The organism is Mycolicibacterium holsaticum DSM 44478 = JCM 12374, assembly GCF_019645835.1.
In the GTDB taxonomy this organism is placed as follows: Bacteria; Actinomycetota; Actinomycetes; order Mycobacteriales; family Mycobacteriaceae; genus Mycobacterium; species Mycobacterium holsaticum.
Genome location: NZ_CP080998.1, coordinates 3,391,335 through 3,418,182, shown reverse-complemented (window position 1 = coordinate 3,418,182; position 26,848 = coordinate 3,391,335). Strand labels below are relative to the sequence as shown.

The following is a 26,848-nucleotide window of genomic DNA, read 5'->3' as shown; positions in this document are numbered from 1 at the left end:
TACGGGTCGTGCAGCAATTCGTTGTCGGTGAAGAAGTCTCTGGTGTCGAGATCTGTCACGACGTGCCCTCGGCGCCATCGAAACTCGGCACCGAGCCGGCGGCGGGCAGTTCCATCTGCAGGTAGACGGCGATGCGGCGAATCCTGTCGTCGGTGTTGAACTCATACACCGAAACGCTGTTGACCACGCTGTTGAAATCGCCTATGCGGCTGCGTTCTTCCAGCTCGAGGAACACCACGTCCGGTGTCTCGGTGAGGCGCTGAAATGTACAGTCCCACTCCGAGGACTTCGCCCAGTTGGTGAGGAACTCCGTGTAGGAGGCCCATTCCATCACCTCTTTGAACGGCCCGACCCGGACGAAGTTGTCGACGTCGATCAATTCGGCCAGCGGTGCCCAGTCGGCAGCAGTGAAATCGGGAGCCTTGGCGGCCTCGACGAGACGTTTGGTGGTCTGGCTGTACTCCAGCACGGCCCGCGATCGGCCGGTCGCGGTCGCGAGGACGTCATCGAGGGTCGTCATGCCGTCACCTCAGTCGCCGCCATGTACCGGTCGACGACGGAGTGGAAGTGGCCGATGACGACTTCCTCCTTCACCAACGACATGTGATCGAGCCGCTTGTTGCGCAGCCCCTTCTGTTGACGCGGCATCTGGACGTAGTCCTGGTGCAGCGCTTCGAAGTACTTGTAGCTACCGGGCTCATCGACCTCGATCAGCTCCGCGCGGAAGGCATCTCGGTGCTCGGCGGGCAGGAACATGTAGCTGCTGACGTGCCAGATGCAGCGGTTCGGGTCACCGTCGGGGTGCGGCACCGCCGCGATGATGTGGCACTCGCCGGCCCGAACCGTCATGAAAAAGTTCGGGAACAGCACCCAACCCTGGTTGTCGCTCATCTGGTCGTCGGTGAGCCCGGTGACGTCGAGGCCCATACCGGTGAGGGTGTCGCGGGTGGCCTGCTGCAGCAGCCCGCGTGCGGTGACGCCATCGGGGAACTCCACCTCACCGTCCGCGCCCTGATATGGCGCAACGAGCTCCTGGAAGCGGGGGATCACCGCGGCGGTGCCGGGGAACGTCTCGGGCAGTGCCATGATGCCGTCGACCTGTTTCTGTGCCCCCGCGCCCTGCACCTCGAACGGTGCGACGGCGACGCTGTGATTCTCGAAGAACCGGTAGCGGGTGGTGGCCGGGTCGATGTTGAGGACCGCGAGCAACTGCGGGTGAATTCCGTTGATGTGGTAGCCCTCTTCGAAGGCATCCATCACAACTTTCCAGTTGCAGTCGAGGGCCTCGCGGACGTCCATCACGGTGGTCATCTGATCGAGGTGGTAGGGCTCGAGCAGGTCGATCACCTCGTCACCCAGGTACTCCCGTAGTGGTTGAGCATTGGGGTCCGGGTTGAGGAAAATGAACCCGCCGAAGGTGTCGACGCACACCGGCAACAGGGAGTTGTCGCTCTTGTCGACCTGGCCGGCGACCTCCTCCCTCAGCACACCGCGCAGTTTGCCTTCGAGGTCGTAGGCCCACAGGTGGTACTGACATAGAAAGCCCCGCTTGGCGTTACCGGTGTTCGTCATGCACAGCATGTTTCCGCGGTGCCGGCATGCGTTGACGAAGCCGCGTAGCTTCTCGTCCTTGCCGCGGACGATGACGTAGGACTGGTCGAAGATCTGGTAGCGCTTCCAGTCACCGACCTTGGGCAGGTCGTCGACGCGCCCGGCGACCTGCCACACCCGCGACCAGATGCGTTCGCGCTCAAGGGCGGTGTACTCGGGGGAGGTGTACCGGTCGGTCGGGATCCGCATATTGAACGTCCCCGGCGTGACCTCGTTCAGGCCCAGGCCGATTCCTGAGTCGGGATTCAGCCACTCGCCGGGGCGGGCAATCTGAGTCATATCGAACCTCCTGGGCCATAGCGGGGCGTTACCGGGCTGGGGGTGCGCGTGGTCACCCACCGAGCTGTGTGATGGCCATCACCATATACAGCAATGTATGAAATATACAACGATGCATTAAAGTGGCTTGAGTCACATCTGCCCGGGTGTGACCGTGACGAAGGGATCGCGATGGAATGCCAACTCGAGCTCAGTGCGGCCAGAGTCGCGGAGTTGATCAGCGTCGCGGGCGGCTGGCTCTGCGACCGTGCAATGGCCGGTTGGACGGTGACAGTGTGGGTTCCGGATCGTGACCACGTCCGGTCTCTGTCAGTGCTTGGGGTGACGGCCCGCGACTCGGCCGCTCCGACCGATGTGCCTGCTGTGTACGGCCCGCCGCCGGGAGACGTCGCCTGTCTTCAGCCCGACATTGTGCGCCATCGCGTCAGCGTCGCCGCGCGCGCGTTCAAAGCCCGGGCGTTGCTGCTCGCCGGTCTACCGGTGAGCACTGCAGAAGTCGAAACGTTCAAGCTGGATGCACCCTCAAACACGTTGCTGACAGGAAGATTCGTGCACACCTCGCTCGCAGCCCTGGTGCCGTGACGGCTCGTGTGGCGGCGGCGCTGTGGGAGGATCGGCGCATGCCGGAGCGGTGGACCAGGGAGCGACGCCTCGAGCACACCCGTAACCTGCTGCTCGACGCCGCCGAAGAGGTGTTCGCGCGCAAAGGCCTGACCGGGGCGGCATTGGAAGACATCGCCGAGATAGCTGGCTACACGCGCGGGGCGATCTATTCGCACTTCGGCGCGAAAGAAGAGTTGTTCCTCGCGGTCGTCGACCGTCAGCGGCAGCGCTTCCTCGACGGCTTCAGCGACATCATCCAGTCGTTCGGGCGGCTCGACGAACTAAGCGTCGACGAACTCGCCGAGCGGTGGCGCGAGGTGGGCAGTGACCCGAACCGGGCAGCCCTCAACTACGAACTCACGCTGTACCTGTTACGCAACGCGCAAGCGCGCGAACGACTCGAAAAGCAACGGCGCGAGACGATCCGATCGCTCGCCGAGTTCATCAGCAAGGACGTCGCACGGTTGGGCGCGACCCTCACGATGCCCGCCGATACGTTGGCCCAGCTGATCCTCGCGGTCAACGACGGCGTCACACTCGGCAGTCACCTCGATGGCGCCGACCTCTACCGCCCCTATCTGCAGCTGATCGTGTCGAGCCTCGTTCCGGCCAGCGCTTGAGGTCGATGAGACTGCGGACGATCAGCCCGGTTTGTTGACGAACCAGACGTTCTCCTCGCGCAGGCGGCGGCTGCGCCAGCCGTCCGGCGTGCGCACGAGTTCGTGATGGTAGTACCCGCCGCAGCTGCTCATCTCCGCCATGCCGGGGAGCTGCATGGGGTTGTAGAACATCGCCCGCACCGTCGCGGTATCGCCGTCGATATCGCACTCGATGTTCGTGATGTAGTGCATGCTCCACGGCAGGACCCCGAAGTTGACCGCGAACCAGTCGACGACCTCGTCGCGGTTCCCGACGACCGCGCCCGCCGATGAGTAGTCGATGTGCGCGTCGTCGGTGAACAGCGACCGGTACAGCTCCCAGTCCTTGGTGTCCACCGCGCGGGCGTAGCGGTGAAGCAGCCCGGCAATCTCGAGTTCGTCGCTGACCCGGTCGACGTCCATGCCCGCCGCGCCCTTCATTCAGTCGTCGAGATCGACGAAATGTCAGATGTCTCTAGCACTTACCCGCCCGGTTGTCCCTTTCGGCACAAAATGGGTCACTCGGGCATGCCGATCGTCTTGGCTTCCAGGTACTCCTTGTAGCCTTCCTCGCCGTTGCGATAGCCCAGCCCGCTCTGTTTGGTGCCGCCGAACGGGCTGGTGATGCCGAAGTGGCTCTTGCCGTTGATCGTGACGTTGCCCGTCCGCATGCGGCAGGCCACCTGGAACGCGCGGTCCACATCGCCCCCGGAGACCTCACCGGACAATCCGTAGATGGTGTTGTTCGCGATCGCGACGGCCTCGTCGTCGGTGTCATACGGCGTCACCGTCAGCACGGGGCCGAAGATCTCTTCCTGGGCCACCTGCGAATCCGGGTCGACGTCGGCGAGCAGCGTGGCCTGCGTGTAGTACCCGGTGGGCAGGTTCTCCGGGATACCGCCGCCGGTGACCAACCGCGCCCCGGAGTCGATGCCCGATTTGATCAGGCCCAACACCTTCTGGCGTTGGGTTTCGCTGATCTGCGGACCCTGCATGTTGCCCGCCGTCCACGGGTCGCCGACCGGGAAACCCTCCATCATGGTCTTGAGGATCTCGATGCCCTCGTCATATCGACTGCGCGGCAACAGGATCCGGCTGGGCAGAATACAGCTCTGTCCCGACATCACGCACGCCATCATCGCCGCCATCGACAGTGCGGAGTTGAAGTCGGCGTCGTCGAGCACGATGTGCGCCGACTTGCCGCCCAGTTCCAGCAGCGTCTTCTTCACCGTCGAGGCGCCCGCGGCCAGGATCGCCCGGCCCGTCGCCGTCGAACCGGTGAACGTGATCATGTCCACGCGCGGGTCGGCCGACAGCGCCGCGCCCACCTCGTTGGCGTTGGAGACCACGACATTGAACACCCCGGCGGGGATATCGGTCTCCTCGGCGATGATGCGGCCGAGTTCGCTACCCGACCACGGGGTGAGCTGCGCGGGCTTGAGCACCACGGTGTTGCCCGCCATCAACGCGGGCACCGTCTCGGCGATGTTGAGGTAGAACGGCACGTTCCACGGCGTGATCGCGCCCACCACGCCGACCGGCTCGTAGTGGATCTTGCGCCGCGCCGGGCCCAACTGCGTGGGATGCACGCCCGTGTCGACCAGGTAGTCGAACGCCTTGCCGTGTTCGGCCCAGTGCTTGACTTCCTCGATCGGGCTCTCGATCTGGCTGCCGGACACCGTGACGGGGCACCCGACCTCGGTGATCAGGATGCGCCGCAGCCGCTCCTTGTCCTTCTCCAGCGCGGCGTGCAACTGGCTCAGGCAGTGGTAGCGGAAATCCAGGTCACGCGACCAGGTGCCGTCGTCGAACGCCCGGCGTGCCGCCCCGACGGCGCGCTCCATATCGGCCACGGTGCCGTCGGTGGCCTGACCGACCACCTCCTCGCTGGCCGGATGGATGACGTCGAACTTCGCCCCGCTACTGGTGAACTGCAGTTCGCCATCGATCAACATCCGCTCTTCGCCGGCCAGCACGCCGGTCTCCGTCTGCACGTCGGTCATGCAGACAGCTTTACATTTTTTCCCACAAGTGTCACCTGTTAGGCGGAGCCGGACCGCGCCGGCGGGTCAGGGCTGCTGTTTGATACCGGCGGCGTGGCGAAGTTGCGCGAGGAACTCGTCGTTGTCGTCGCTGCGCACGATGAAGTGCGAGATGGCGACGCGAATCACGGTGGCGGCCTTGACCGCTCGATTCGAACCGCTCATCAGCCGCTCCAGCCGCGCCCGCATCACCGGAATGACGGCCGTCAGTTGCGGGATGACGACCTCGGGTTCGATGTCGACCATCCGCACCCCCGAATAGGACTGCTGGTAGTCGACGATGAACCGCAACGCGGCGTCGAGTTTTTCGGTGCCCCGCAGGCCGGCGGTGGCCGCGCTGACACCGTCGTCGAACAGGTCGCGCTCGTAGGCGCCGAACGCGTCGAGCAGGTCGGACTTGGAGGCAAACCAGCGGTACAACGTCGGCCGCGATACGCCGGCCTGCAACGCGACCTCCGAGAGGCTGAGCTTGGTCTGGCCGCTGCGAGCGAGCACCTCAGCAGTGGCGACCAGAATGCGGTGGCGGGTCGAGGTGTCCTCGATAACTCCGGATGCAGCGGATGGAGAACCGTTCACGTGGAAGTCTCGCAATCGTCTGGGTTCCGTCGATCCTAGGCCCTGTGTCACAGCGATCTGGTCAGGAGGGCGACCGTGTCCAGGTCCTCCAGCGCGGCCACCGCTCGCCGTAACCCCGCCAAGGCGATGTCCTCGGCCTGCATGCCGCCCATCCCCGCGGTGATCAGCGCGGCGACGTAGGCGTACAGCGCGCCCTGCCGGTAGCGGTTCCACAGCTCGTCGCGGTCGAGCTCAGGGCCGCCGTGCGCGGCAAGCGCGTTCCGGTAGACGTCGAGCAGGTCGTCCTGGGTGGCGCGGCGGTCGACGGGGGTCATGCTGGTGACCAGGGTGTAGGCGAGTTCGCGGCCCGGGTGCCCACGACGGACCGCCTGCCAGTCCAGCAGCCCGGCCTCACCGTTGCGGAAGTACACGTTGCCGGGGTGGGCGTCGCCGTGCATGACCGTGTGCGGCGGCCGGTCGATCAGCCGGGCCACCGCCCGGTAGTTGTCGTCGATGAACCGGCCGCGCTCGACGGGGATGTCGGTGCGCGCGGCGATCCGGCGCGCCGACGTCTTCAACAGGGCTCCGGTGAGCAGCGAGGCGCTGTCGCCCGACGCCGTATACGCCCATGCGGGCACCCGCTCCCAGAACGTCGCGTGCAGCCGGGCGAGCAGTTCGACGATCAGGGCGGCCTGATCGCGGTGCAGCGGATGAAGGGTGTCGGGAAACTGGCACTCGTCGACGGGCAGGTCTTCGAGCACCAGCACGAAGCGTCCGGTCAACGAGTCGAACGCCGATCCGTAGGAACGGGGTACGCCGGTCAGTCGCGCGGAAAGCTCACGGTAAAACCGGGTTTCGGTGTCGGCGAGCCTGCCCAGCTCACCCATCAGCCGGGTCGCGACGGTTTCCGCGGACATCTTGACGAAGACCGAGGCCGGCACGCCGTCACCGGTCAACGCCACGCGCGCCCGCGACGAGGTGCCCGCGTCACCGCCCAGCACCGACACCGAGGTGACGGTGCGGCCCAGGATCCGGCTCAGCGCCGCGGCGTCGAGTTCGTCGACCGTGCGCGGAATCGAACGGAGCCTGCCGACGGCGGCGTCGGTGGCGATACGTTGTACACCGCGCCCAAGATGCGACACAAGGCCGACGACCGACGAAACCCGATTCACCTCGCCAGTTTACAAATTTCGCGGAGTTTGTAAATCACCTCGGAAGGGATGTGCATGGCCGGACCGTTGGAAGGCATACGGATCGTCGAACTCGGGGTGTGGGTCGCGGGGCCGGCCGCGGGCGGGATCCTGGCGGACTGGGGCGCCGACGTCATCAAAATCGAACCGCCGACCGGTGATCCGGCGCGCACGTTCGGTCGGATCATGGGCATCGAGGGGGACGGCAGCCCGCCGTTCGAGATGGACAACCGCGGCAAGCGCAGCATCGTGCTCGATATCACCACCGAGCAGGGGCGCGCCACCGCGCTCGAATTACTCGGGGCGGCAGATGTTTTCCTCACCAACGTGCGGGTCGGTGCGCTGCGGCGGATGGGGCTGGACTTCGCGACGGTGGCGGCAGGCAACCCCCGACTGGTGTACGGCCTGATCACCGGCTACGGCCAGAGCGGCCCCGACGCCGACCGGGCGGCCTACGACGTCGCGGCGTTCTGGGCCAGGGCCGGGCTGGCGCACCTGCTCACCCGGCCCGGCCAGGCGCCGCCGTTTCAACGCGGCGGAATGGGCGATCACGCGGCCGGGATGACGCTGGCCGCGGCGGTGTGCGCGGCGTTGGTGGCGCGAACCCGCACCGGCGAGGGCCAATTGGTGAGCACGTCGCTGTACCGGCAGGGCGCCTACACGGTCAGCTTCGACCTCAACACGTTCTTGTTGACCGGCCATACGATCGCCATCGGGGATCGCGAGACGATGGGCAACCCCTGTATGAACAATTACGTCGCCGCCGACGGGCGGCGATTCTGGCTCGTGGGCCTGGAGGCGGGCCGGCACTGGCCGCCGCTGTGCCGGGCGGCCGGCCGGCCCGAGTGGTTGACCGATCCGCGCTACGAGACGGCGCGGTCGCGCGCCGTGCACGCGGTCGAGCTCATCGCCGAACTCGACGAGATCTTCGCCACCAGAGCCCTCGACGAATGGGCCGAGGTTTTTGCCGCGGAACCGGAATTGTTCTGGGCGCCAATCAATTCCGTCGAAGACGTGGTGTCCGACGATCAGTTTCACGCCGCGGGCGGCATCGTGTACGTGCCCGACGGCGACGCGGCCGTGCCGATGGTCGCCTCGCCCGCCGACTTCTCCGGCACGCCATGGGCGCCGCGTTCGGCGGCGCCGCAGCTCGGCGAGCACACCGCAGAGGTGCTCGCCGAACTCAGGGCGAGCGGTACTTGATGCGTGCCGCGTGCCGCAGCTGGCCGAGGAAATCGTCGTCGTCGTCGCTGCGGACCAGGTAGTGCGAGACCGCGACGCGCACGGCGGTCGCGACGGCCAGCGCGGGATCGGGTCCGGTGGCCAGCCGTTCGAGCCGGTGGCGCATCAATGGAATCACCCGGGACAGCCGCTTGATGACCCGCTCGGGCTCGACATCGATCATCCGCAGCCCCGGATAGGAATGCTGGTAGTCCACGATCACCCGCAACGCCGCGTCCAGCCGCTCGTGCTCGGGCAGGTCGGCCGTCGCGTCGGCCACCGCGCGCTCGTAAAACTGCCGCTCCCAGACCACGAACGCGTCGAGCAGCTCCCGTTTGGAGGCGAACCACCGGTACAGCGTGGGCCGTGACACCCCGGCCTCCAGCGCCACGTCCGACAGGCTGAGCTTGGTCATGCCGTGGCGACCCAGCACCTCCGCCGTGGCCGCCAACAGCCGCTCACGGGTCGGGATATCGGGTTCAGCCGAGGAGTGCGGCATCGTCATAGCTTTACAAAAATTTGTCGGAGTGTCACGCTAAATCGGTGACTGTCCTGAGCCCGCAGTTCCGTGAATACAGCCCGCACGACCTTTCCACGCGCGAATTCTGGTGCCAACCCTTCGATGTGCGTGACCAGACGTTCGCGAAACTGCGCGCCGGTGAAGGGCTCAGCTGGCATCAGCCGCTGCCGTCGCTGTTCGACACCGTCGAGCCGGGCTTCTGGGCGGTGACGCGTCGGGCCGACATCGTCCATGTCAGCCAGCACCCCGAACTGTTCACGTCGGCCCAGGGCGTCGCGCTCGATCCGATGCCGGCCGAGATTCAGAAAATCGCCACGTTCTTTCTGGGGATGGATCCCCCGCAGCACACCGTCTACCGCCGATTGGTCAGTTCGGCGTTCACCCCGCGCAACGTGCGCCAGATCGAGGACCAGATCCACAAGAACGCGGTCAGCGTCGTCGACGACCTGATCGGCGCGGGGGACGTCGACTTCGTGACGGCATGTTCGGCCCGGCTGCCGATGATGACCATCTCCGAAATGCTCGGGGTGGCACCGTCGGAACGCGAAGCGGTCGCCAAGGCGGCCGAGAAGCTGTTCTCGATGAGCGATGACGAGTACTCCTCACTGGAGGAGCGGGCGCAGAACACCATGAACGAGATGATGTTGTTGGTCAACACCGGCATCGAACTCGCGAAGTTCCGCCGCAGCAATCCCGGTGACGACCTGATGACCAGCATGGTCGAGGCTCAAGTGGACGGGCACCGGCTGACCGATGAGGAGGTCGGCGCGTTCCTGCTGCTGCTCGCGTCGGCCGGCAACGACACCACGAAGCAGACGACGTCACACGCGATGCTGGCGCTGGTGAACAACCCGGCGCAGCGGGACTGGCTGATGGAGGACTTCGACGGCCGGATCACCTGGGCTGTCGAAGAATTCGTCCGTTGGTCTACGCCGGTGTTGCAGTTCGCGCGGTTCGCCACCCAGGACACCGAGGTCGCCGGCCAGCAGATCAGCGCAGGCGACAAGCTGGGCCTGTTCTACTGCTCGGCCAACCGCGACGACACCGTGTTCGACGCACCGCACACGTTCAACCTGCAACGCTCACCCAACCCGCACCTGGGTTTCGGCGGCGGTGGGCCACACTTTTGCCTCGGGAATCAGCTCGCAAAGACCGAACTGCGAAACTTGTTCCGCGAGTTGTTGACTCGGCTCAAATGCGTGGAATTCGGCGAGCCCGACCTGCTGCTCAGCAACTTCGTACACGGAATCAAGCGCCTGCCGGCGCACATCCAGTAGGAGACGTATGCGCGTCGAAGTGGACCTCGACAAGTGCACCGGGCACGGCGTCTGCGAATCGATCGCCGACGACGTGTTCGAGGTGACCGACGACGGCACCGTGGTGATCCACGGCAATGAACGGCCCGAATCCGATCGTGACCGGATGCACCAGGCCGTCACGCAGTGCCCGGTGGCCGCGCTGCGCGTGATCGACTGAACCACCGAATGCCCGCGCCGCGACCGGCATCTATCGTTTCCGCAATGAGACCGATTCGACGGGTGGTGACGGTGCTCGCCGCCGCTCTGACCGCGGCCGGGATATCCGGCTGCTCGGGCCCATGGCCCGCAGCCGAGGTGGCGATGCCACCGGTCGAGGCGGCGACGATTGCCGCGGTGGACCCGCCCGACGCCGCGTTGGCGAACAGTCCGGTGATCGCCCAGGCGCACCGCAGTGTGGCCAAGGTCCACAGCATGGCGCCGTCGTGCCAGAAGCTGCTGGACGGCAGCGGCGTGGTCTTCGCGCCGCACCGGGTGATGTCCAGTGCCCACGGTGTGGCGGGCGCCACCGAGATCACCGTGTCGGTCGACGGCGGTGAGTATCCCGCCACGGTGGTGTTCTACGACCCCGACGCCGACGTCTCGATCCTCGACGTGCCCGGGTTGGAGGCCCCGGCGCTGGCGTTCGCCGAAGAGACGGCGCCATCGGGCGCAGACGCGTTGATCCTGGGTTACCCGGGCGGCGGGCCGTTCGTCGCCACCCCGGCGCGGGTGCGCGACCTCATCGAGCTCAGCGGACCCGACATCTACCGCACCAAGACCGTGCACCGTGAGGTGTACATCGTGCGCGGCGGCGTCCGGCAGGGCGGATCCGGCGGACCCCTCATCGACCTGAACAGCCGGATTCTCGGCCTGGCGTTCGGGGCGTCCGTGGAGGATCCCGACTCCAGTTTCGTGCTCACCGGCAAACAGCTCTTCGGCATCGCGGTCAACGCCGACAGCTCGGCGCCCGTCCCCACCGGTGACTGCGTCGGCTAGCTGTTCTTCGCGGGGAGGTTGTGAACGTCGAGGCGTTCGATAGGTGTCTTGCCCTTGATGCCGGTGTGGGGTCGGTGGTGATTGTAGTGGTGAATCCATGCCTGGTAGGTCGCTGCGCGGGCCTCGTCGGTGAGGTAGGTCTGGGCGTAGGCCCATTCCTGGTTGAGGGTGCGGTTGAATCGCTCGACTTTCCCGTTGGTTTGCGGCCGGTACGGGCGGGTCTTCTTATGCTTGACATCGGAACCAAGCGCTTGGGCGAAAAGCTTTGAACGGTAACAGGATCCGTTGTCAGTCAGCACCGCTTTGATGACGATGCCATGCTCGGCGAAGGATTGTTTGGCCCGCTGCCAGAAGGCTACGGCGGTTTCCTTGCGCTCGTCGTCGAGAATCTCGGAGTAGGCCAACCGGGAGTGGTCATCGACGGCGTGATGCAGATAGGCATAGCCGCGGCCGTGCTTGTTGTTGTGCCGGTTGCCGATCGTGCGACCGAGTTTGCGATGCCCGCCACCATCGGGGATACGACCAAGCTTTTTGATGTCCACGTGCACCAGATCCCCCGGCGCCAGATGTTCATACCGGTGCGGGGTCGGCCGACGTACCGCCAGGCCGGTGTTGTGATCCAGATGGCGCAGCAGCGGCATCCGGTGACGGCGCAGCACCGCCTGCACCGTCGAGCGCGATAGGTGCAGGTGATAGGCAATTCGATGTGGTCCCCACCGGCGCGTGAAACGCAGGTTGATGATTCGACGCTCGGTCTTCTTCGGAGTCCGGTTCGGGCTGACCGACGGACGGCTGGAGCGATCGACCATCGCCGCCACGCCGCCGACGCGATAGCGCTCCGCCCACTTCTTCGCTGTGGTCGGTGAGCATTGGAACCGCTCAGCAGCCCGGCGCAGCGGCCAACCCTGATCCACGACACAGCGGGCCAGGCGCAGTCGCCCCTTCGGGGTCAACAAGGCATTAGCGTGAGACATGAGGACCTCTCGGTGATCGATGTGAGTGTGGTAACCACACCGATACCGGAGGTCCTCACCTACTTCCTCACGCCACGCCGTCCACAACCTGCCTGGTCATTACAGCTAGCGGGGGTCAGCGGCCCGGCATCGGCCGCACCAGCACCGACTGCTGAATGCCTCCGACAGCGCCGGTTTCATCGAACAGCGTGCCGATCGTCGTGGCGATGCCGTCGGGCCCGTACTTGGTGTCGGCCCGGATGCCGATCCACTCCCCGTCGGGGACCCGGTGGACGTGGACGACGAGGTCGGTGTTCATGAACGTCCAGTTCGCGGGGTTGAGCTTGGTGCCGATCCCGTTGGCGTCATCGGCGACGGCGAACAGCCGCTCCAGCTGGGTCATCGACTCGCCGGCGACCAGGTCGACCTCCGGCTTGATCCAGGATTCGCCGGGCCCGTCGCTGAGCGGCTTGGTCAGCCACCGCCAGTCCAGGCTGTGCACGTAGTTGCGGTCCCAGTCTTTCTTCATGTCGTGGCCGCGTGCCTCGCTGAGCGGGCGCAGCGGCGGCGCCGGCGCATGCAGCAGCGAGGGGGTGTCGAACGTCTTGAGCCGCCACCCGCTGGCCTTGGCCACCGGCCGCGGCGCACCGTCGGGTCCGCGCGCGAGCATCTCGGCGCTGACCAACTCGATCTGCTTGCCCGGGCGCTCGATCCGCGACCGCACCCACAGATCCCCCTCGGCGGGAACACCGCCGAGCAGGTCCACCATCACCCGGCTCAACCGCGTGTCGGGCCGCGCCTCACAACGCTGCAGACCGCGCACCAGCAGAGCCGACACCGGCGCGCCGTGCTGGATCGCGGCCGACCAGGTGCTGCGCACGAGATCGGTTGCGGCGAAACGTTCACCGAGCGGGTCGGTGCCGTCGATCAGCTCGTAGTACGCATCGCTCATGGCAGCCCGGCTCCGGGGATCTCGACGGTAATGGTGTCGACGCGGGACAGCTTCGTGCCGATCAACTGCTTCGGGTAGGCGTCGGCGGCCGACACCAGGAACAACGTGCGGCGCTCGGGGCCGCCGAGCGTGCACGCGATCGCGGCCCGATCACCGATGTCGATACGTTCGGTGACGTTGCCGCCCTCGATGATTCGCTCGAACTGGTGCGCAAGGGTCATCGCCACCCAGACTCCGCCGTCGGCGTCCAGGCAGATCCCGTCGGGCGGACCGTCGAGCGCGTCGGCGAACACCCGCCGGTCGGTCAGCGACCCGTCGCGCGCGACGGTGAACGCGGTCAGCCGCCTGCCGATCGACTCCGCGACGATCAGCGTGTCGCCCCCCGGCGTGATCACCATCCCGTTGGGGAAGGCGAGGTCCTCGGCAACGACGGTCGAGGAGCCGTCGCTGTCGACTCGCACGATCACACCGCCTTCGAACGCCTGCGCCCCGACGTAGGCGCGGCCGCGGTCGTCGACGACCAGATCGCCCAGGTCGGCCGGTACGGTCCCGGACAGGTCGGCGACGGTCGTCACGACGTCACCGTCGTAGCGCAGCACCGCGCGTTTCTCGGTCGAGACGATCAGCAGGGACCCGTCGGGGGAGAAGCCCAACCCCGAGGGTGCGTGACCGGGCAGCGGCAGCGTGGTCATCGCGCCGTGCAGGGTGACGGTGTGCACGGCTTCACCGAGCATGTCGGAGAACCACAGCAGCCCTTCGAACCAGCGCGGGCCCTCCCCGAAGCAGAACCCCTGCGCGAGCGGGCTCAGCGTGTCGACGCCTTTACAAATCACGCGGTAAGTGTCACGCTCGCAGGGTGTCACTGTCAAATGGGCGCAGGTCATGAAGCGATACCACGGCCATACGCTTCTCTATCTCCACGAAACCATCGACCTCGGATCAGGCCGCGGAGGACACCACCGAAGCGAAGGCCAGGGCGACGGCCGGTTCACCGAGACGTTCAGCGACGTGTACCACCCGATGATGGCCGAACTCGGGGCGCGGTTGTTCGCGATCTGGGAGACCACTCCGTACAACGGGCACTGGCCCCAGGTGACGATCATCTGGGAGATCGACGAGTTCGCCGACTACGCGCGCATCGGCGCGGCACAGGCCCGCGGCGGCAGCCACGAAGCGGCCGCGGCGAAATGGTCGTCGTTCCTGGCCGAGATCGGCGCCCGCGGTGAGGGCCGGATCATGTACGCGGGCAGGAGCAACCGGACACTGGCGCAGCTGCAGGAGACCGGGTTCACCGCGGGCCTGGTGATCCAGGAGATCATGCAGACCAAGCCCGGCCGCCAGGACGACTACATCCGCGAGCTCGAACGGCTCTACGTGCCGTGGTCGGAGCGGACCGGAAAGCGTTGGCTCGGTTCGTTCATCACGACCTTCCGGTTCAACGAGGTGATCCACTACTGGGCGCTGGAGGGGGACTGGGACTGCTTCGCCAACCATTACCCGTCCTGGAAAGACAACCCGCCCGCCGAGATCGTCACCTGGATGAGCGTCGCGCCCGCGCTGCGCGACGGCTGGGAAGACTCGATTCTGACGGCCCTACCCCCTTCACCACTGCAATGACGACGACCGTGCAGCAAGGCTTTTCCTACGATCCGTTCGATCCGGCCGTGATGGCCGATCCGCTGTCGTACTACCGGGTGCTGCGCGACGAGTATCCGGTGTACTACATCGACAAGTGGGACACCTATGCGCTGTCGCGGTTCGACGACATCTGGCGGGTGCTGGAGGTCAACGACGGCACCTTCGTCGCGTCGGAGGGGACGCTGCCCGCCGCAACCGTTCTGGCGCGCCACAACAACGGCCCGGTGCCCGACCCGCCGCTGCACCCGATGCCGTTTCACGCCAACTTCGACAGCCCGATCTACGAGGGCGTGCGCCGCTGCACCGCCGGGCAGTTCCGGCCCAAGCCCGTCACCGCGCTGGCCGACCGGATCCGCGTCCTTGCCAACGAGCGCCTCGACGAACTGCTGCCGCGGGGGACATTCGACCTCACCCAGGAGTACGGCGGTATCGTGGCCGCCTCGATCGTCTGCGACTTGCTGCGCATGCCAACCGAACTCGCGCCCGAGGTGCTGGCCACCGTCAACGCGGGCAACCTCGCTCAGCCGGGCAGCGGCGTGGAGGTGGCCAACGCCCGGCCCGGGTATCTGGAATACCTCATCCCGCTGGTGCAGCGCAGTCGCGCCGAGGCCGGACACAATCCGATCGCCGATAACCTCGTCGAGTACCGGCTGCCCGACGGTTCGGCGTTCAACGACGTCGAAGCCGCCACGCAGATGCTGGCCGTCTTCATCGGCGGCACCGAGACCGTGCCGAAAATCGTGGCGCACGGGTTATGGGAACTCGCCAAACATCCCGGCCAACTGGGGGCCGTGCGGACCGACCCGGCGGCCAACGTGCCGGTCGCGCGCGAAGAGATGATCCGCTACTGCGCACCCGCGCAATGGTTCGCCCGCACCGTACGCAAACCGTTCACCGTCGCAGGCACCACGTTGGTCCCGGGCAGCAGAGTCATCACGCTGCTGGCCTCGGCCAACCGCGACGAACGCGAATACCCCGACCCCGACGCGTTCATCTGGAACCGCCCGATCGAGCGCCTGCTGGCATTCGGCCGCGGCCAACACTTCTGCCTCGGCGTGCATCTCGCGCGCCTCGAGATCGCCGTCCTGGTGCAGGAGTGGCTGCGTCGGGTCCCCGAGTGGCGCATCATCGGCGAGGCCGCATCGCGTCCGCCGTCGAGCTTCCAGTGGGGCTGGAACAGCGTTCCCGTCCAGGTGGAGGTCTGACGTGTGGTCATACCGGTTGGTGGCGCCCTACACCTTCGAACGTCACGACGTCGCCGAGATCTCACCTGAATCGCTGGGCGACCGGCAGGTGCTGCTGCGGTTCCGCGCGGCCGGGGTGTGCGGCAGCGATCTGCCGCCGTTTCGCGGTGTGCGCGGCAAAATCGCCGGCGACGCGGGACAATCCGCCGCGGAGAAGCCGGGCTTCCCGATTCACGAGGTCGTCGGCGAGGTGGTCGCGAGCCGGCACCGCAGCCACGGGATCGGCGATCCCGTCGTGGGTTGGGCATCGGGCTTCGACGGTCTCATGCAACACGTCGTGGCCGACGGTGACGGGTTGGCGCCATACGACCCGGCGCTGAGCCCCCAGCACGCGGTCGCCCTGCAGCCGCTGGCGTGTGTGCTGTACGCGATCGAGCAGATCGGCAGCCTCAAGGGCCGCCACGTCGCGGTCATCGGACAGGGCTCCATCGGACTGCTGTTCTCCTACGCGGCAAAGGCGTTCGGTGCCCGCCGGGTGACCGGTGTGGATCCCGTCGACCGTGACGGAATCGGAGCGCAGTTCGGCGTCGACACCATCGTGCGCGCCACCAGCGACCGGTGGGTCAGCCACCTGAGGCCCGACGACCGTCCCGACGTCGTGATCGAGGCCGTCGGGCACCAGGTTGCCACCCTCGGACACGCCGTCGAGGCCGCCGCACCCGGTGGCACCGTGTTCTACTTCGGCGTGCCCGACGACGACAGCTATCCGATCAGCATGCGCACCATGCTGCGCAACAACCTGACGCTCAAATCGGGCGTGACCCTGGACCGGCGCCGAATGTTATGCGCCGCCGACGACTTCGCCCGCCGCCATCCCGACCTGCTTCCCGCATACCTCACCCACACGTTCGGCGTCGAGCAGGTTCAGGCGGCGTTCGAACTGGCCTGCCGCCCGGTGCCCGAACGCATCAAGATAGCGATCGTCGAGTGAACCCCAGCAGGCTGCAGCAGGCGCTGGCCACCAAAGAACACGTGTGGGGCGGCTGGGTGGTGGGCCCGACCAGCAACGGCCCCGAAGAGTTCGCCCGCGCCGGTTACGACTACGTCGGATTCGACGTCCAGCACGGCTATCTCGACGACGCCGACGCCGCCCTGCTGTTGCGCCGGCTCGAGCACGTGCCGATCGGCACGGCGGTGCGGCTGCCGTCGGCGGACCCCGCGCCGATCGGCCGGGTACTCGACGCCGGGGCCGACGCGGTGATCGTCGCGATGGTCGAGTCCGCCGAACAGGCCGCCGCGGCGGTGGCCGCGACGCGGTACGCGCCCGCCGGGGTCCGCAGCTACGGCCCGCTGCGCGCCGACCTGGGTCTCGACCCCGCCGGGCACGAAGCGCGGGCAACGGTGTTCGCCATGGTCGAGACCGCACGCGGGCTCGCGGCACTTGACGAGATCTGCGCCGTACCCGGGCTTTCGGGGATCTACGTGGGCCCGGCGGACCTGGCCATCTGCCTCGGACACCGCCCCGCGCAGGCCTGGACCGCACCCGTCGTGCAGGAGGCCATCGCCCGGATCCATGCCACCGCCGCAGCGGCAGGGCTGATCGCCGGCGTCCATGCCGGCGCGGGAGTGCCGGGAAAGGCTATGGCACGACTGGGATTTCAGATGATCACGCTGGCGTCGGAGACGCAGGCACTGCGTCGCGGCGTCGCCGAACATCTGCGGGAGGCGCAGTGACGGCGACCGCCGGGGTGGCGCTGGTGACCGGTGCCGCGCGCGGGCAGGGCGCGGCGATCGTGGCGCGGCTGCGCGCGGACGGGTTCCTGGTCGCCGCGTGCGATGTGCTGCCCGTCCACGCACCCGACGACGGTGTTTTCGCGGTCGGGCTCGACGTCACCTCCGAAGCGCAGTGGCGCGTGGCGGTCGATGCGACGGTCGAACGGTTCGGGGCGCTCACCACGTTGATCAACAACGCCGGGGTGCTGCACCGGGCCGGGCTCGGCGAGGAGACCGCGCAGGGCTTCGAAAGCAGTTGGCGGGTCAACTGTCTCGGTCCGTTCCTGGGCATCCAGGCCGCCCTTGACCAGCTCCGGGCGGCCGAAGGGGCGGCGATCGTGAACACGTGCAGCACCGGCGCGATGCGGCCGTTCCCCAACCACGCCGCCTACGGATCGTCGAAATGGGCGCTGCGCGGGCTGACCCAGATCGCCGCCGCCGAACTCGCCCGCGACGACATCCGGGTGAACGCGGTGTTTCCCGGGCCGATCGAGACACCGATGCTCGACGACGCCACGCAGAGCAGGCTCACCGCGTCGTTCGGCCGTCTCGGCCGACCGGTCGAGGTCGCCGACGCGGTGGCGTTCCTGGTCTCCGAGCACGCGTCGTTCATCACGGGAAGCGAGCTTGTGGTCGACGGAGGGCAATGCCTGCGAATCGGATGAGCCCCTCGGTCGGCATCATCGGCGCCGGACCGGGTGGGCTGGCGCTGGGAATCTTCCTGCGAAAAGCCGGATTTGAGAACTTCACGATCTTCGACCGGGAAGACGGTGTCGGCGGAACCTGGCGGATCAATACGTATCCGGGGCTGGCGTGCGACGTCAAGTCGCATTTGTACTCCTACTCGTTTGACTTGAACGCGAACTGGTCGCGGTTGTGGTCGGCGCAGCCGGAGATCCTCGAGTACTTCGAGAACTGTGCCCGGCGCTATGCGCTCGAACCGAACCTGCGGCTGCACACCGAGATCGTCGCGGCACACTGGGACAGTGAGGCTGGCAGATGGCGGCTGACCGCCGCCGACAGCGCCACCTACGAATTCGACATCGTGGTCTCCGCGGTCGGGCTGTTCACCCGGCCCGTGCTGCCCGAACTGGCCGAAGAAGAGCCGTTCACCGGAACGCTGATGCACACCGCCCGCTGGGACCACACCGTGGACCTCGCCGACGCCCGGGTGGCCGTGCTGGGCACCGGATCCACCGCGGCACAGCTGATCCCCGAGGTCGCGAAGGTGGCCAGGAAGGTGTACTCGGTGCAGCGCTCGCCGACGTGGGTGCTGCCCAAACCCGATCGGTCCTACTCCGAGCGCGAGAAGTGGGCCTTCCGCTACGTCCCGTTCGCCAAGAAGATCTACCGCACCCGGCTGTGGCTGCGCAGCGAGTCCAACATCTCGGTGATCGAGCACGGCAGCGACAAGACCCAGGAGTTCAGGGACATCGCGCTGCGCGTGCTGGAGGCCACCGTGCCCGACGCCGACCTGCGGACCAAGCTCACCCCGGAGCACCCGCTGGGCTGTAAACGGCTGGTGTTCGCCACCGACTACCTGCAGACGTTGACCCAACGGCACGTCGAGGTGATCGCCAGCCCCGCGCGCTCGCTACGCGCACGCAGCCTGGTCACCGAGGACGGCACCGAACTCGACGTCGACGTCGTGCTCTGCGCGACCGGCTACGCCGCGGCGGACTACCTCGGTCAGATCGACGTCGTCGGCGAGCACGGAACGACGCTGCGGCACACGTGGCGCGACGGGGCGCACGCCTACCTGGGCATGACCGTCCCTGACTTCCCGAACTTCTTCATGCTCTACGGTCCCAACACCAACGTCGGCTCCAACAGCGTCATCTTCATCCTCGAGGCGCAGGCCCGCTACGTGGTGCGCGCACTCAAATACCTGCGGCGCAAGAACAAATCGTATGTGGCGGTGCGGCCGTCGACCACGGCCGAGTTTCTGGCCAGGATCGACGAATGGATGCAGGGCACCGTGTGGCTCACCCGGTGCAGCAACTACTTCCGCGCCGCCAACGGCCGAGTGGTCACCCAGTGGCCGCGCAGCGCGCGGGCGTTCTGGGCGATGACGCGTCGCTTCCGGCCCGCCGACTACACGTTCGACCCACCGGTTCTCTCGAATACCGCTGGCGCCGAGTCGCATTCGGCGGCACACCGGTAGCCGGCCGTGGACATCGTCGATCGGCTCGACCCCGCGCTTCGCCACTTCGCCGACGCGCGCACCGACCTGTCGCCGGGTGTGCTCGGCGTGGTCCGCGATTCGCTGAACCAGCGCCGCGCCGACGCCGCACGCGGTGTCGACACCATCGGCGTCGAGATCGAGAACCGAGCGGTGGGCTCGGTCCCGGTGCGGATCTACCGTGGCACGTCGTCACCGGCCCCGGCGGTGATCTACTGCCACTCAGGGGCGTTCGTGCTGGGCAACCTCGATACCGATCACCGACAGTGCGTGGAGTTCGCCAGACGCGGCCGCTGCACGGTGATCTCCGTCGACTACCGGTTGGCCCCCGAGCACCCGTATCCGGCCGGGCTCGACGACGCCGTGGCGGTGCTGGGCGGGGCGGTGTCCAACGCGGCGGAGCTGGGGATCGACACCGCCCGGCTGGCGGTGGCGGGTAGCAGCGCCGGTGGTGCGCTGGCGGCCCGGCTGGCCCAGCGCGCCGCCGCCGGATCCGCACCGCCGGTGGTATTTCAGCTGCTGCATCAGCCGGTGCTCGACGATCGGGCGACACCGTCGAAGGGCGAGTTCGGCACGACCCCCGGATTCGACGGTCCGGCCGCGCGGTGGATGTGGCGCCACTATCTGGGCGAACAGCCGGTGTCCGACGATGCCGCACCGGCCCGCAGCACCCAGTTGTCCGGTGTACCAGCGGCTCTGATCACCTGCTCGGAGCTCGACCCGCTGCGCGACGAAGCCATCGACTACGCGAGCCGGTTGCTGCGGGCCGGGGTGTCGACCGAGCTGCACGTGTACCCGGGCACGTGTCACGGGTTCGATTCGCTGCTGCCGGACTGGGAGATCAGCGAGCAGTTGTTCGCGCTGCAGGGCGCCGCGCTGCGCAGGGCACTGCACCGCCCCTCGTGATTTGTGTGCGTTTTGTTGCGCGTGGCGCGCCTAAACGCACACAAATCACGTCAATTCCCTAGCGACCGCGGCGTGGTAGGCGTCGATGTGGGCGGGGTTGACCGTGCGGAAGAACCCGTCGGGCAGGGGTGCGTGCTTGTAGGCCTCGACCGTCATGGTCCTGGTGAACAACGTGATCCCGGCCCCGGGTTGGGTGAAGTGATAGTGCACCGTGATGCGTCCCGCCATGCCGCCGTTGCCCTCGGCGTCGTGACCGAGGCGGCCGACCGAGTTGAACACCCACATGGTGGGACGCATGGCGATGGCCAGGTGCCAGGTGAAGATGCGGTCGCCGTCAGGCCCCGCCTCGGTCCAGGTATCGCCGACCTTCAGCGGCAGGTTCGCGGGCAGGCCACCGATGTGCGCACTGCCCGGATAGGTCTTCGTCCAGTTCGCCGGGTTGGTGACGAAGTCGTAGATCACCTCCGGTGCCTGGTGAAAGGTGGTCTCCGAAGTCGTCGTCACGATACCCATCCGCTCACTTTACAAAAATGCGGCTGAATGTCACGGTGTGGTGGTGGATTTCTCGCACGTGCAACTGTCCGACGAAGACCGGGCGTTCCGCGATGAACTGCGCGGCGTCCTGCGCACCCTGGTGACCGACGACGTCATCCGGCGTGACCGCGAGACGGGTGAGAACTTCGACGAGGGTGTGCATCTGGCGCTCGGTGCGCAGGGCTATCTGGCCGCCGACTTCAAACCCGAGTCCGAGGGCGGCTTCTCCGCCGTGTGCCGGCGCATCTGGGAACTGGAGATCGGCCGCGCGCACACCCCGTGGTTCCACTGGCCCACCACGATGATGGTGGCGCGCTGCCTGCAGCAGTTCGCCGCACCGGAGTTGCTCGACGAACTGCTGCCGGAGGTGTTGTCGGGTCGCGTGCGGTTGTGTCTGGGCTACACCGAACCCGAAGGCGGCTCGGACGTCGCCACCTGCAAGACACGCGCGGTGCGCGACGGTGAGGGCTGGGTGATCAACGGCTCCAAGATGTTCACCTCCAACGCCCACAACGCCCAGTACGTCTTCCTGATCACCAACACCGCTCCGGATGCACCCAAACATCAGAGCCTGACCATGTTCCTGGTGCCGCTGGACACCACGGGTGTGGAGATCCAGCCGTTGCGCACCGTCGACGGCGACCGCACCAACATCACCTACTACAGCGACGTACGCGTCGCCGACCGGTACCGGGTCGGCGAGGTCAACGGCGGCTGGACGGTGCTGCGCGAAGCGCTCAACGCCGAACACGGCACCGTCGAACGCGACGACCAGGGGCTGCAGAAGCTCGCCACCATGACCGAACACCTCCTGCTGGTCGGCGAGGCGATCGACAAGGTCGCCGCGCTCGCCGGCGACGACGACGCGGTGAAATATCGGCTGGGCCACGCTATTTCCCGGATGGAGGCGGCGATCAGCACCCCGGGCATGTTCGGCCGGGTCGCCAACGCGCAGACCATGCGTGAGGTCACCCCGGAGCTGATGGACATCCTCGGCGCCGCGGGGACCCTGCCCGTGGAGGCCGACGGCGCCGCAGCCGACGGGGCGTGCGAGTACCTGTTCCGGTTGGCGGTGCCCACCGGCATCTACGGCGGCACGCTGGAGGTGTTCCGCAACATGATCGCCCAGCACGCGTTGGGCCTGGGCCGCCCGAACTACTCGCCGCCGGCGAAGCGACCCGGCTAGAGCTTGGCGATCACCTCGGCGGCCAGCAGCTCGAGCGTCTCATCGGATGCGCGGTCGTGGGTGAACAATACGATCTGGCCGAAGCCGAGTTCCCGAAGCTGATGCAGGCGGTCGAGGATGGCAGGCGCCGTGCCGACCAGCCCGCCCTCCTTCAGCCCGAACGCCGGTGCTCCGAAACGCTTTTCGGCCAGCTGCCGCACGGACGGCAGCGACGCGTCATCGGGCGCCAGCGCCATCACCGCCTCCACCGACAGCACAATCGTCGACGGATCGCGGCCGGCCTGCTCGCAGAGCCGGCGCAGCACCGACGTCTTCGATTCCAGTTCGCCCAACGCGTAGGTGGGCACGTTCCACACATCGGCATACCGCGCCACCAACGGCAGCGTGTACTTCTCGCCGACACCGCCCACCACGATCGGCGGGCGCGGCCGGCGGGCCGGTCCCGGTTTGATCGGCATGTCCTGCACGGTGAAATGTTTACCGGTGAAGTCGATCACCTCGTCGGCGAACGCCTGATGCAGGATCTCCAGCGTCTCGCCCAGCCGCTCGGAGCGCTCCCGAAACGTTCCCCAGTCCAGGCCCACCCGGTGGTGCTCGTCCTCGATCGACCCGCTGCCGATTCCCAATTGCAGGCGACCCGCCGAGATCTGATCGAGCGTCGTGGCCATCTTGGCCAGCACCGCGGGATGACGGAATTGGTTGCACAACACCATGTGTCCGATCTCGATGCGCTCAGTGTTGCTGAGCAGCGCGGTCGCCAGCGTCCACGCCTCCAGCGACGGGTAGTCGGGAACGCCCGGTCCGTAGAGGTGGTCATAGAGCCACACCGAGTCGATGCCGAGCTGCTCGCACCGACGGGTCCGGTGCAGGACCTCGTCGTAGGTGAAGCCCATCTGGGGTAGGTAGACGCCGATCTCGGGCTTGCTCATGGACGCGGGTTCCCATCTTCGGTTGGCGGTGTGCGGCGCGTGGGGCTGTACTTTCGACTGCCCGCATGGTAACGACATTCTCACAAATCGAGAAGAATGTTCTAGAGCGGAGCACCTGCATGCGGTTCACGTTCACCCATCCGATGCACAGCCATCCCTACAACCCGGAGTTGGTGACGGGTGCGGGCATCGCCGCGGTGGCCGCGGCGGCCGAGAAGGCCGGCTTCGACGGCTTCGGGTTCACCGACCATCCCGCACCCACCGAGCGGTGGCTGAAGGCCGGCGGGCACGACGCGGTCGACCCGTTCGTGGCAATGGGTTTCGCCGCGGCCACCACGACGACGTTGCGGCTGATCCCCAACATCGTGGTGCTGCCGTACCGCAACCCGTTCGTGGTGGCCAAGGCGGGCGCCACGTTGGATCTGTTGTCGCAGGGCCGGTTCACGCTCGCGGTCGGGGTGGGCTATCTCAAGCGGGAGTTCACGGCGCTGGGGGTGGAGTTCGACGAACGCGCCGTACTGTTCGAAGAGGCGCTGGAGGTCATCCGGGGCATCTGGACCACCGACGACTTCTCCTACGAGGGCCGCCATTTCAGCGCGAGCGGTATCACCGCGCATCCGCGCCCGGTGAGCGATCCGCACCCGCCGATCTGGATCGGCGGCAACACCGCAGCGGCCCGCAGACGGGTCGTCAAGTTCGGTGACGGCTGGTGCCCGTTCGCCGCGCCGGCGTTGTTGGCGCAGACCGCGCGCACCGCGGCGATGGATGCCGACGGTCTGGCCGCGGGCATCGACGATCTTCGCCGGCGGTTCGACGAGGCCGGGCGGGACTTCGCCGATATCGAGATCACGTTCACCAACCCCGACGGCGGAACTCCCGGCAGCGACGGGTTCAACGCCGACGCCTACCTGTCCGGGCTGGAAAAGCTGGCCGCCGTGGGCGTCACCTGGGTGCAGGTGGGCCTGCCCGGGGACAGCCTCGCCCATGTCCTCGACACCATCGAGGAATTCGGGAGTTCGGTGATCGGCCGAACGTGAAGTTCTGTGCGAGGTTTCGCCGTCTGATCGAACACAAGCTCACGTTCGGCGATCGAGGGGCGCTGCGGGCAGTTCGGCCAGCACGTCGACGCGCTCGGTGTCGAAGCTGAAAAACCCCCTGATGGGCGCGCTTTCGGGCAGCGGGTCCGGATAACTCCAGGCCACGTCCTCGACGACATCGCCACCGATCACCGCCGACCAGTAGGTGGCGTAGCCCTTGTAGTTGCAGTAGCTGGTGGTCGCGGAGCGTCTCAGCAGATCGGTGCGGACATGCGAACGATCGACGTAAAGCCGTGTCTGCACCGAGGTCTCGAACACGATCACGGTGTCGGCGGTGTCCACGAGCGTGGTGTCGCCGACCGCGACGCGCAATCGACGTGTCGTCGGGCGACAGTCCACCCGGTGATAGGGGTTCGGCGGATAGCGCACGAGCCGGCGTCCTTCCTCCAGCCACGTCTCGACCGCGTCCCACGGCACCCGCACGAACCCGGGCGCCTCCGGCACCGGCTCATGCGGAAGGTCACCGACCTCGTCGGCGGCGAACGCGTAGCTCAGCGGGTGATCGCACCGGTGCACCAGCAGCACGCGTTCGGTGTCGATGACCACCCGGCCGTCGCGCAGACCCTGGACGCGGCGGGGGTGCGGTTCGACATAGACCGCCTCGGGCAGCGGGGGGGAGAACCAACCGGCGCGATTCTTGCTCAGCGGGCCCCGCCCGGCGACCAGACTCATGCACTCACTCTGACAAACATCGGCCCGCGCTGAGCCGTCGAAGCCGAATTCCGGCACGTTTCGGCGTCGTCACCGCGCGCCGGACCTTTACAGATCGCCGTAAAAATGTCACGCTCTATGCACTCGATGGACTATCGGATAGGACTCACATGGCGACCCGACCCATCAGCGCCCCCGGCAACGTGGACGAGGGTGCGCACGACGGCGCTGCATCGAGCGATCGGCACCGGCTCACTGTGATCGCCGCGGGCCTTGCCGATCTGGTGGCCTCGTCGGGCGGGTGGCTTTTCGACCGCGCCCGCGCGGGCTGGAGCGTCAACGTGCTGGTCGACGACCCGGGGGATGTGCGGCCGCTGGCGATCCTGGGCGCGGCACCGCTTCCCTCGACCGCGACGTCGATGCTGGAGGCCGCGACAGGGGCTGACGCGGTCGCCGTCAGCGCTGACGTGCTGAGCCGCGACGCGCGGCTACGCGACCGGGTGCTGGCGCTGTGGAACGCCGGGGAAACCGAGGTGACGGTGTGGGGCGAGCACTGGCCCGAGGACCTGGGCGGTCGCATCGATCCGCGGGAGCACCGGTTGAGCGTTGCCGCGCGGGCGTTCAAGGCCCACGCGTTGGCTGCCGCGCGGGTCCGCGATCACGGTGTCGCTACCACCGAGACCCTGTTCGACCTCGGGGCGCAGACGTTTCGGCCGCTGTACTCGGTCTAGCGGATCCAGCCGCGGCGGCGTAACCACCAGTCGCGCACGACCGCAGCCACGATGAGCGCGGCGAAGCCGATGAGGAACAGGTCCTCGACGCGACCGACGTGGTTGCCGTGCAACATGGCCAACAGAAACGCGGCCGCCAACAGCCCGCCGATGTGGATGAACTTGGGGTTCTCCTTGGACCAGCCCCACTGGGCCGACGGCACATCCTCGACGTCAACAGAGTTTGCGCCGGTGTGTCGCTCAACCTCGGTGCTCGGCACGGCTGCTCCTTAACGGTCGGTCTTCGGTGCTAGCCGACATTCTGGCATAGGCCTACTACGCCCCGCCGTAGGGTGATGCCTCATGACATCCCAGTTCGAAGGCAAGGTCGCGTTCATCACCGGCGCCGCGCGCGGTCAGGGCCGTGCGCACGCCGTCCGGTTCGCCGAGGAAGGCGCGGACATCATCGCCTTCGACCTGTGCGAGCAGGTGGACTCCGTCGGGTATCCGATGGCGACGCCGGAGGACCTCGACGAGACCGTCAACCTGGTCGAAAAGACCGGTAGGCGTATCGTCGCCGAGCGGGGCGACGTGCGCGATTTCGACCGGTTGACCGAGGTCGTCGGGCGCGGGGTCGACGAATTCGGGCGCATCGACTTCGTTCTCGCCAACGCGGGCGTCTTCCCGGCGATCGGGGACCAGCGCAACACGATGGCGTCGTTCATCGACGCCGTCGACATCATGCTCAAGGGCGTGTACTACACCATCGAGGCCGCGCTGCCCGCCGTGCTGGATCACGGCGACGGCGGCGTCGTCGTCATCACCAGTTCGGCGGCCGGCCTGAAGTCCGTCAGCTCCGGCTTCGACACGATGAGCCACGGTGCCGCGGGCTACACCGCGGCCAAGCACGGCGTCGTCGGCCTGATGCGGCACTACGCGAACTCGTTGGCGACCAAGAACATCCGCGTCAACTCCGTGCATCCGGGCGGGGTGGCGACCCCGATGATCTTCAACGAGGCCGCCGGTCGCTTCGTCGAGGAGCACGCCGGCTTCGGTGCCGCGCAACAGCCGCTGTTGCCCATCGCGCCGGTGGAGCCCGAGGCCATCAGCGATGCGATGGTCTACCTGTGCGGGCCGTCGGGCCGGTATCTGACCGGGGTGGCGCTGCCTGTCGACGGCGGCCTGACGGCCAAATAGGAG

The 26,848-nt window shown here is 67.2% G+C and carries 31 protein-coding genes; 17 read left to right on the top strand and 14 right to left on the bottom strand.

Annotation, left to right across the window (positions count from 1 at the left end; all coding sequences use genetic code 11):
- Positions 1–55: 55 nt before the first annotated feature.
- Entirely contained in the window at positions 56–520 is a 465-nt protein-coding gene (locus K3U96_RS16595; RefSeq protein ID WP_220690423.1) for a hypothetical protein, read from the bottom strand.
- Positions 517–1,890 (bottom strand): aromatic ring-hydroxylating oxygenase subunit alpha, encoded by a 1,374-nt coding sequence (locus K3U96_RS16590; RefSeq protein ID WP_220690422.1) that lies wholly within the window; start codon positions 1,888–1,890, stop codon positions 517–519. Before K3U96_RS16590 ends, K3U96_RS16595 begins: the two co-directional genes overlap by 4 nt.
- 93 nt (positions 1,891–1,983) lie before the next feature.
- Here K3U96_RS16590 and K3U96_RS16585 point away from each other — a divergent pair, with 93 nt between their 5' ends.
- On the top strand, positions 1,984–2,472 hold the full coding sequence (locus K3U96_RS16585; protein ID WP_220690421.1) for a hypothetical protein: 489 nt from the start codon (positions 1,984–1,986) through the stop codon (positions 2,470–2,472).
- A gap of 38 nt (positions 2,473–2,510) precedes the next feature.
- Positions 2,511–3,113, top strand: coding sequence for a TetR/AcrR family transcriptional regulator (locus K3U96_RS16580; protein ID WP_220693556.1), 603 nt, complete (start codon positions 2,511–2,513; stop codon positions 3,111–3,113).
- 21 nt (positions 3,114–3,134) lie between these two features.
- Here K3U96_RS16580 and K3U96_RS16575 read toward each other — a convergent pair whose 3' ends face one another.
- From K3U96_RS16575 to K3U96_RS16560, 4 genes are all read right to left on the bottom strand, one after another.
- Positions 3,135–3,572: a nuclear transport factor 2 family protein gene (locus tag K3U96_RS16575; protein ID WP_084223454.1), complete on the bottom strand. Its 438-nt coding sequence runs from the start codon at positions 3,570–3,572 to the stop codon at positions 3,135–3,137.
- A 77-nt stretch (positions 3,573–3,649) separates the two neighbouring features.
- Positions 3,650–5,134: an aldehyde dehydrogenase family protein gene (locus K3U96_RS16570; protein WP_069406512.1), complete on the bottom strand. Its 1,485-nt coding sequence runs from the start codon at positions 5,132–5,134 to the stop codon at positions 3,650–3,652.
- Between the two features lie 66 nt (positions 5,135–5,200).
- A complete protein-coding gene (locus tag K3U96_RS16565) occupies positions 5,201–5,749 on the bottom strand; it encodes a TetR/AcrR family transcriptional regulator (protein ID WP_220690420.1) in 549 nt (182 codons plus the stop codon).
- A 47-nt stretch (positions 5,750–5,796) separates the two neighbouring features.
- Entirely contained in the window at positions 5,797–6,900 is a 1,104-nt protein-coding gene (locus K3U96_RS16560) for a phosphotransferase (RefSeq protein ID WP_220690419.1), read from the bottom strand.
- A gap of 54 nt (positions 6,901–6,954) precedes the next feature.
- On the opposite strand from K3U96_RS16560, the gene K3U96_RS16555 reads away from it, so the two are divergent.
- Entirely contained in the window at positions 6,955–8,121 is a 1,167-nt protein-coding gene (locus K3U96_RS16555; RefSeq protein ID WP_220690418.1) for a CaiB/BaiF CoA transferase family protein, read from the top strand.
- Here K3U96_RS16555 and K3U96_RS16550 read toward each other — a convergent pair.
- On the bottom strand, positions 8,102–8,644 hold the full coding sequence (locus K3U96_RS16550) for a TetR/AcrR family transcriptional regulator (protein ID WP_220690417.1): 543 nt from the start codon (positions 8,642–8,644) through the stop codon (positions 8,102–8,104). The genes K3U96_RS16555 and K3U96_RS16550 overlap by 20 nt on opposite strands.
- 38 nt (positions 8,645–8,682) lie before the next feature.
- On the opposite strand from K3U96_RS16550, the gene K3U96_RS16545 reads away from it, so the two are divergent.
- Genes K3U96_RS16545 through K3U96_RS16535 form a run of 3 tightly spaced genes read left to right on the top strand, consistent with a single transcriptional unit; the run spans position 8,683 to position 10,953 of the window.
- Positions 8,683–9,936 (top strand): cytochrome P450, encoded by a 1,254-nt coding sequence (locus K3U96_RS16545; RefSeq protein ID WP_220690416.1) that lies wholly within the window; start codon positions 8,683–8,685, stop codon positions 9,934–9,936.
- Positions 9,937–9,943: 7 nt separating this feature from the next.
- The gene (locus K3U96_RS16540; protein WP_220690415.1) at positions 9,944–10,135 is read left to right on the top strand and encodes a ferredoxin; all 192 of its coding nucleotides are present in this window, start codon (positions 9,944–9,946) and stop codon (positions 10,133–10,135) included.
- Positions 10,136–10,179: 44 nt separating this feature from the next.
- Positions 10,180–10,953 (top strand): MarP family serine protease, encoded by a 774-nt coding sequence (locus tag K3U96_RS16535; RefSeq protein WP_084223456.1) that lies wholly within the window; start codon positions 10,180–10,182, stop codon positions 10,951–10,953.
- Here K3U96_RS16535 and K3U96_RS16530 read toward each other — a convergent pair.
- The 3 genes from K3U96_RS16530 to K3U96_RS16520 form a co-directional block, all read right to left on the bottom strand.
- Positions 10,950–11,927, bottom strand: coding sequence for an IS481 family transposase (locus tag K3U96_RS16530; protein ID WP_220693555.1), 978 nt, complete (start codon positions 11,925–11,927; stop codon positions 10,950–10,952). The two genes, K3U96_RS16535 and K3U96_RS16530, sit on opposite strands and share 4 nt — an antisense overlap.
- A 115-nt stretch (positions 11,928–12,042) precedes the next feature.
- The gene (locus K3U96_RS16525) at positions 12,043–12,858 is read right to left on the bottom strand and encodes a thioesterase family protein (protein WP_220690414.1); all 816 of its coding nucleotides are present in this window, start codon (positions 12,856–12,858) and stop codon (positions 12,043–12,045) included.
- Positions 12,855–13,691 (bottom strand): SMP-30/gluconolactonase/LRE family protein, encoded by an 837-nt coding sequence (locus K3U96_RS16520; RefSeq protein ID WP_230982172.1) that lies wholly within the window; start codon positions 13,689–13,691, stop codon positions 12,855–12,857. The genes K3U96_RS16525 and K3U96_RS16520 overlap by 4 nt, the downstream gene beginning before the upstream one ends.
- 49 nt (positions 13,692–13,740) lie before the next feature.
- Here K3U96_RS16520 and K3U96_RS16515 point away from each other — a divergent pair, with 49 nt between their 5' ends.
- Genes K3U96_RS16515 through K3U96_RS16485 form a run of 7 tightly spaced genes read left to right on the top strand, consistent with a single transcriptional unit; the run spans position 13,741 to position 20,541 of the window.
- A complete protein-coding gene (locus K3U96_RS16515) occupies positions 13,741–14,475 on the top strand; it encodes an NIPSNAP family protein (protein WP_220690412.1) in 735 nt (244 codons plus the stop codon).
- Entirely contained in the window at positions 14,472–15,701 is a 1,230-nt protein-coding gene (locus K3U96_RS16510; RefSeq protein WP_220690411.1) for a cytochrome P450, read from the top strand. Before K3U96_RS16515 ends, K3U96_RS16510 begins: the two co-directional genes overlap by 4 nt.
- Position 15,702: 1 nt before the next feature.
- Positions 15,703–16,671 (top strand): zinc-binding dehydrogenase, encoded by a 969-nt coding sequence (locus tag K3U96_RS16505; protein ID WP_220690410.1) that lies wholly within the window; start codon positions 15,703–15,705, stop codon positions 16,669–16,671.
- Positions 16,668–17,414 (top strand): HpcH/HpaI aldolase family protein, encoded by a 747-nt coding sequence (locus K3U96_RS16500; protein WP_220690409.1) that lies wholly within the window; start codon positions 16,668–16,670, stop codon positions 17,412–17,414. Before K3U96_RS16505 ends, K3U96_RS16500 begins: the two co-directional genes overlap by 4 nt.
- The gene (locus K3U96_RS16495) at positions 17,411–18,118 is read left to right on the top strand and encodes an SDR family NAD(P)-dependent oxidoreductase (protein WP_220690408.1); all 708 of its coding nucleotides are present in this window, start codon (positions 17,411–17,413) and stop codon (positions 18,116–18,118) included. Before K3U96_RS16500 ends, K3U96_RS16495 begins: the two co-directional genes overlap by 4 nt.
- Positions 18,100–19,617, top strand: a complete 1,518-nt coding sequence (locus K3U96_RS16490; protein ID WP_220690407.1) for a flavin-containing monooxygenase — start codon at positions 18,100–18,102, stop codon at positions 19,615–19,617. Before K3U96_RS16495 ends, K3U96_RS16490 begins: the two co-directional genes overlap by 19 nt.
- A gap of 6 nt (positions 19,618–19,623) precedes the next feature.
- On the top strand, positions 19,624–20,541 hold the full coding sequence (locus tag K3U96_RS16485) for an alpha/beta hydrolase (protein WP_220690406.1): 918 nt from the start codon (positions 19,624–19,626) through the stop codon (positions 20,539–20,541).
- A gap of 45 nt (positions 20,542–20,586) precedes the next feature.
- On the opposite strand, the gene K3U96_RS16480 is transcribed toward K3U96_RS16485, so the two are convergent.
- Complete coding sequence (locus K3U96_RS16480; RefSeq protein WP_069405609.1) at positions 20,587–21,054, bottom strand: polyketide cyclase; 468 nt, start codon at positions 21,052–21,054, stop codon at positions 20,587–20,589.
- A gap of 43 nt (positions 21,055–21,097) precedes the next feature.
- Between K3U96_RS16480 and K3U96_RS16475 the strand changes: the two genes are divergently transcribed.
- On the top strand, positions 21,098–22,261 hold the full coding sequence (locus K3U96_RS16475) for an acyl-CoA dehydrogenase family protein (RefSeq protein WP_220690405.1): 1,164 nt from the start codon (positions 21,098–21,100) through the stop codon (positions 22,259–22,261).
- On the opposite strand, the gene K3U96_RS16470 is transcribed toward K3U96_RS16475, so the two are convergent.
- The gene (locus tag K3U96_RS16470) at positions 22,258–23,190 is read right to left on the bottom strand and encodes an LLM class flavin-dependent oxidoreductase (RefSeq protein WP_220690404.1); all 933 of its coding nucleotides are present in this window, start codon (positions 23,188–23,190) and stop codon (positions 22,258–22,260) included. The two genes, K3U96_RS16475 and K3U96_RS16470, sit on opposite strands and share 4 nt — an antisense overlap.
- A gap of 119 nt (positions 23,191–23,309) precedes the next feature.
- Here K3U96_RS16470 and K3U96_RS16465 point away from each other — a divergent pair, with 119 nt between their 5' ends.
- Positions 23,310–24,227, top strand: a complete 918-nt coding sequence (locus K3U96_RS16465; protein ID WP_220690403.1) for an LLM class F420-dependent oxidoreductase — start codon at positions 23,310–23,312, stop codon at positions 24,225–24,227.
- A 39-nt stretch (positions 24,228–24,266) separates the two neighbouring features.
- Here K3U96_RS16465 and K3U96_RS16460 read toward each other — a convergent pair whose 3' ends face one another.
- Positions 24,267–24,959, bottom strand: coding sequence for a DUF427 domain-containing protein (locus K3U96_RS16460; RefSeq protein WP_220690402.1), 693 nt, complete (start codon positions 24,957–24,959; stop codon positions 24,267–24,269).
- Between the two features lie 149 nt (positions 24,960–25,108).
- Between K3U96_RS16460 and K3U96_RS16455 the strand changes: the two genes are divergently transcribed.
- Positions 25,109–25,669, top strand: coding sequence for a hypothetical protein (locus tag K3U96_RS16455; RefSeq protein WP_230982171.1), 561 nt, complete (start codon positions 25,109–25,111; stop codon positions 25,667–25,669).
- On the opposite strand, the gene K3U96_RS16450 is transcribed toward K3U96_RS16455, so the two are convergent.
- Entirely contained in the window at positions 25,666–25,929 is a 264-nt protein-coding gene (locus K3U96_RS16450) for a DUF2631 domain-containing protein (RefSeq protein WP_069405614.1), read from the bottom strand. The two genes, K3U96_RS16455 and K3U96_RS16450, sit on opposite strands and share 4 nt — an antisense overlap.
- Positions 25,930–26,011: 82 nt before the next feature.
- Between K3U96_RS16450 and K3U96_RS16445 the strand changes: the two genes are divergently transcribed.
- Complete coding sequence (locus tag K3U96_RS16445) at positions 26,012–26,845, top strand: mycofactocin-coupled SDR family oxidoreductase (RefSeq protein WP_069405615.1); 834 nt, start codon at positions 26,012–26,014, stop codon at positions 26,843–26,845.
- Positions 26,846–26,848: the final 3 nt, after the last annotated feature.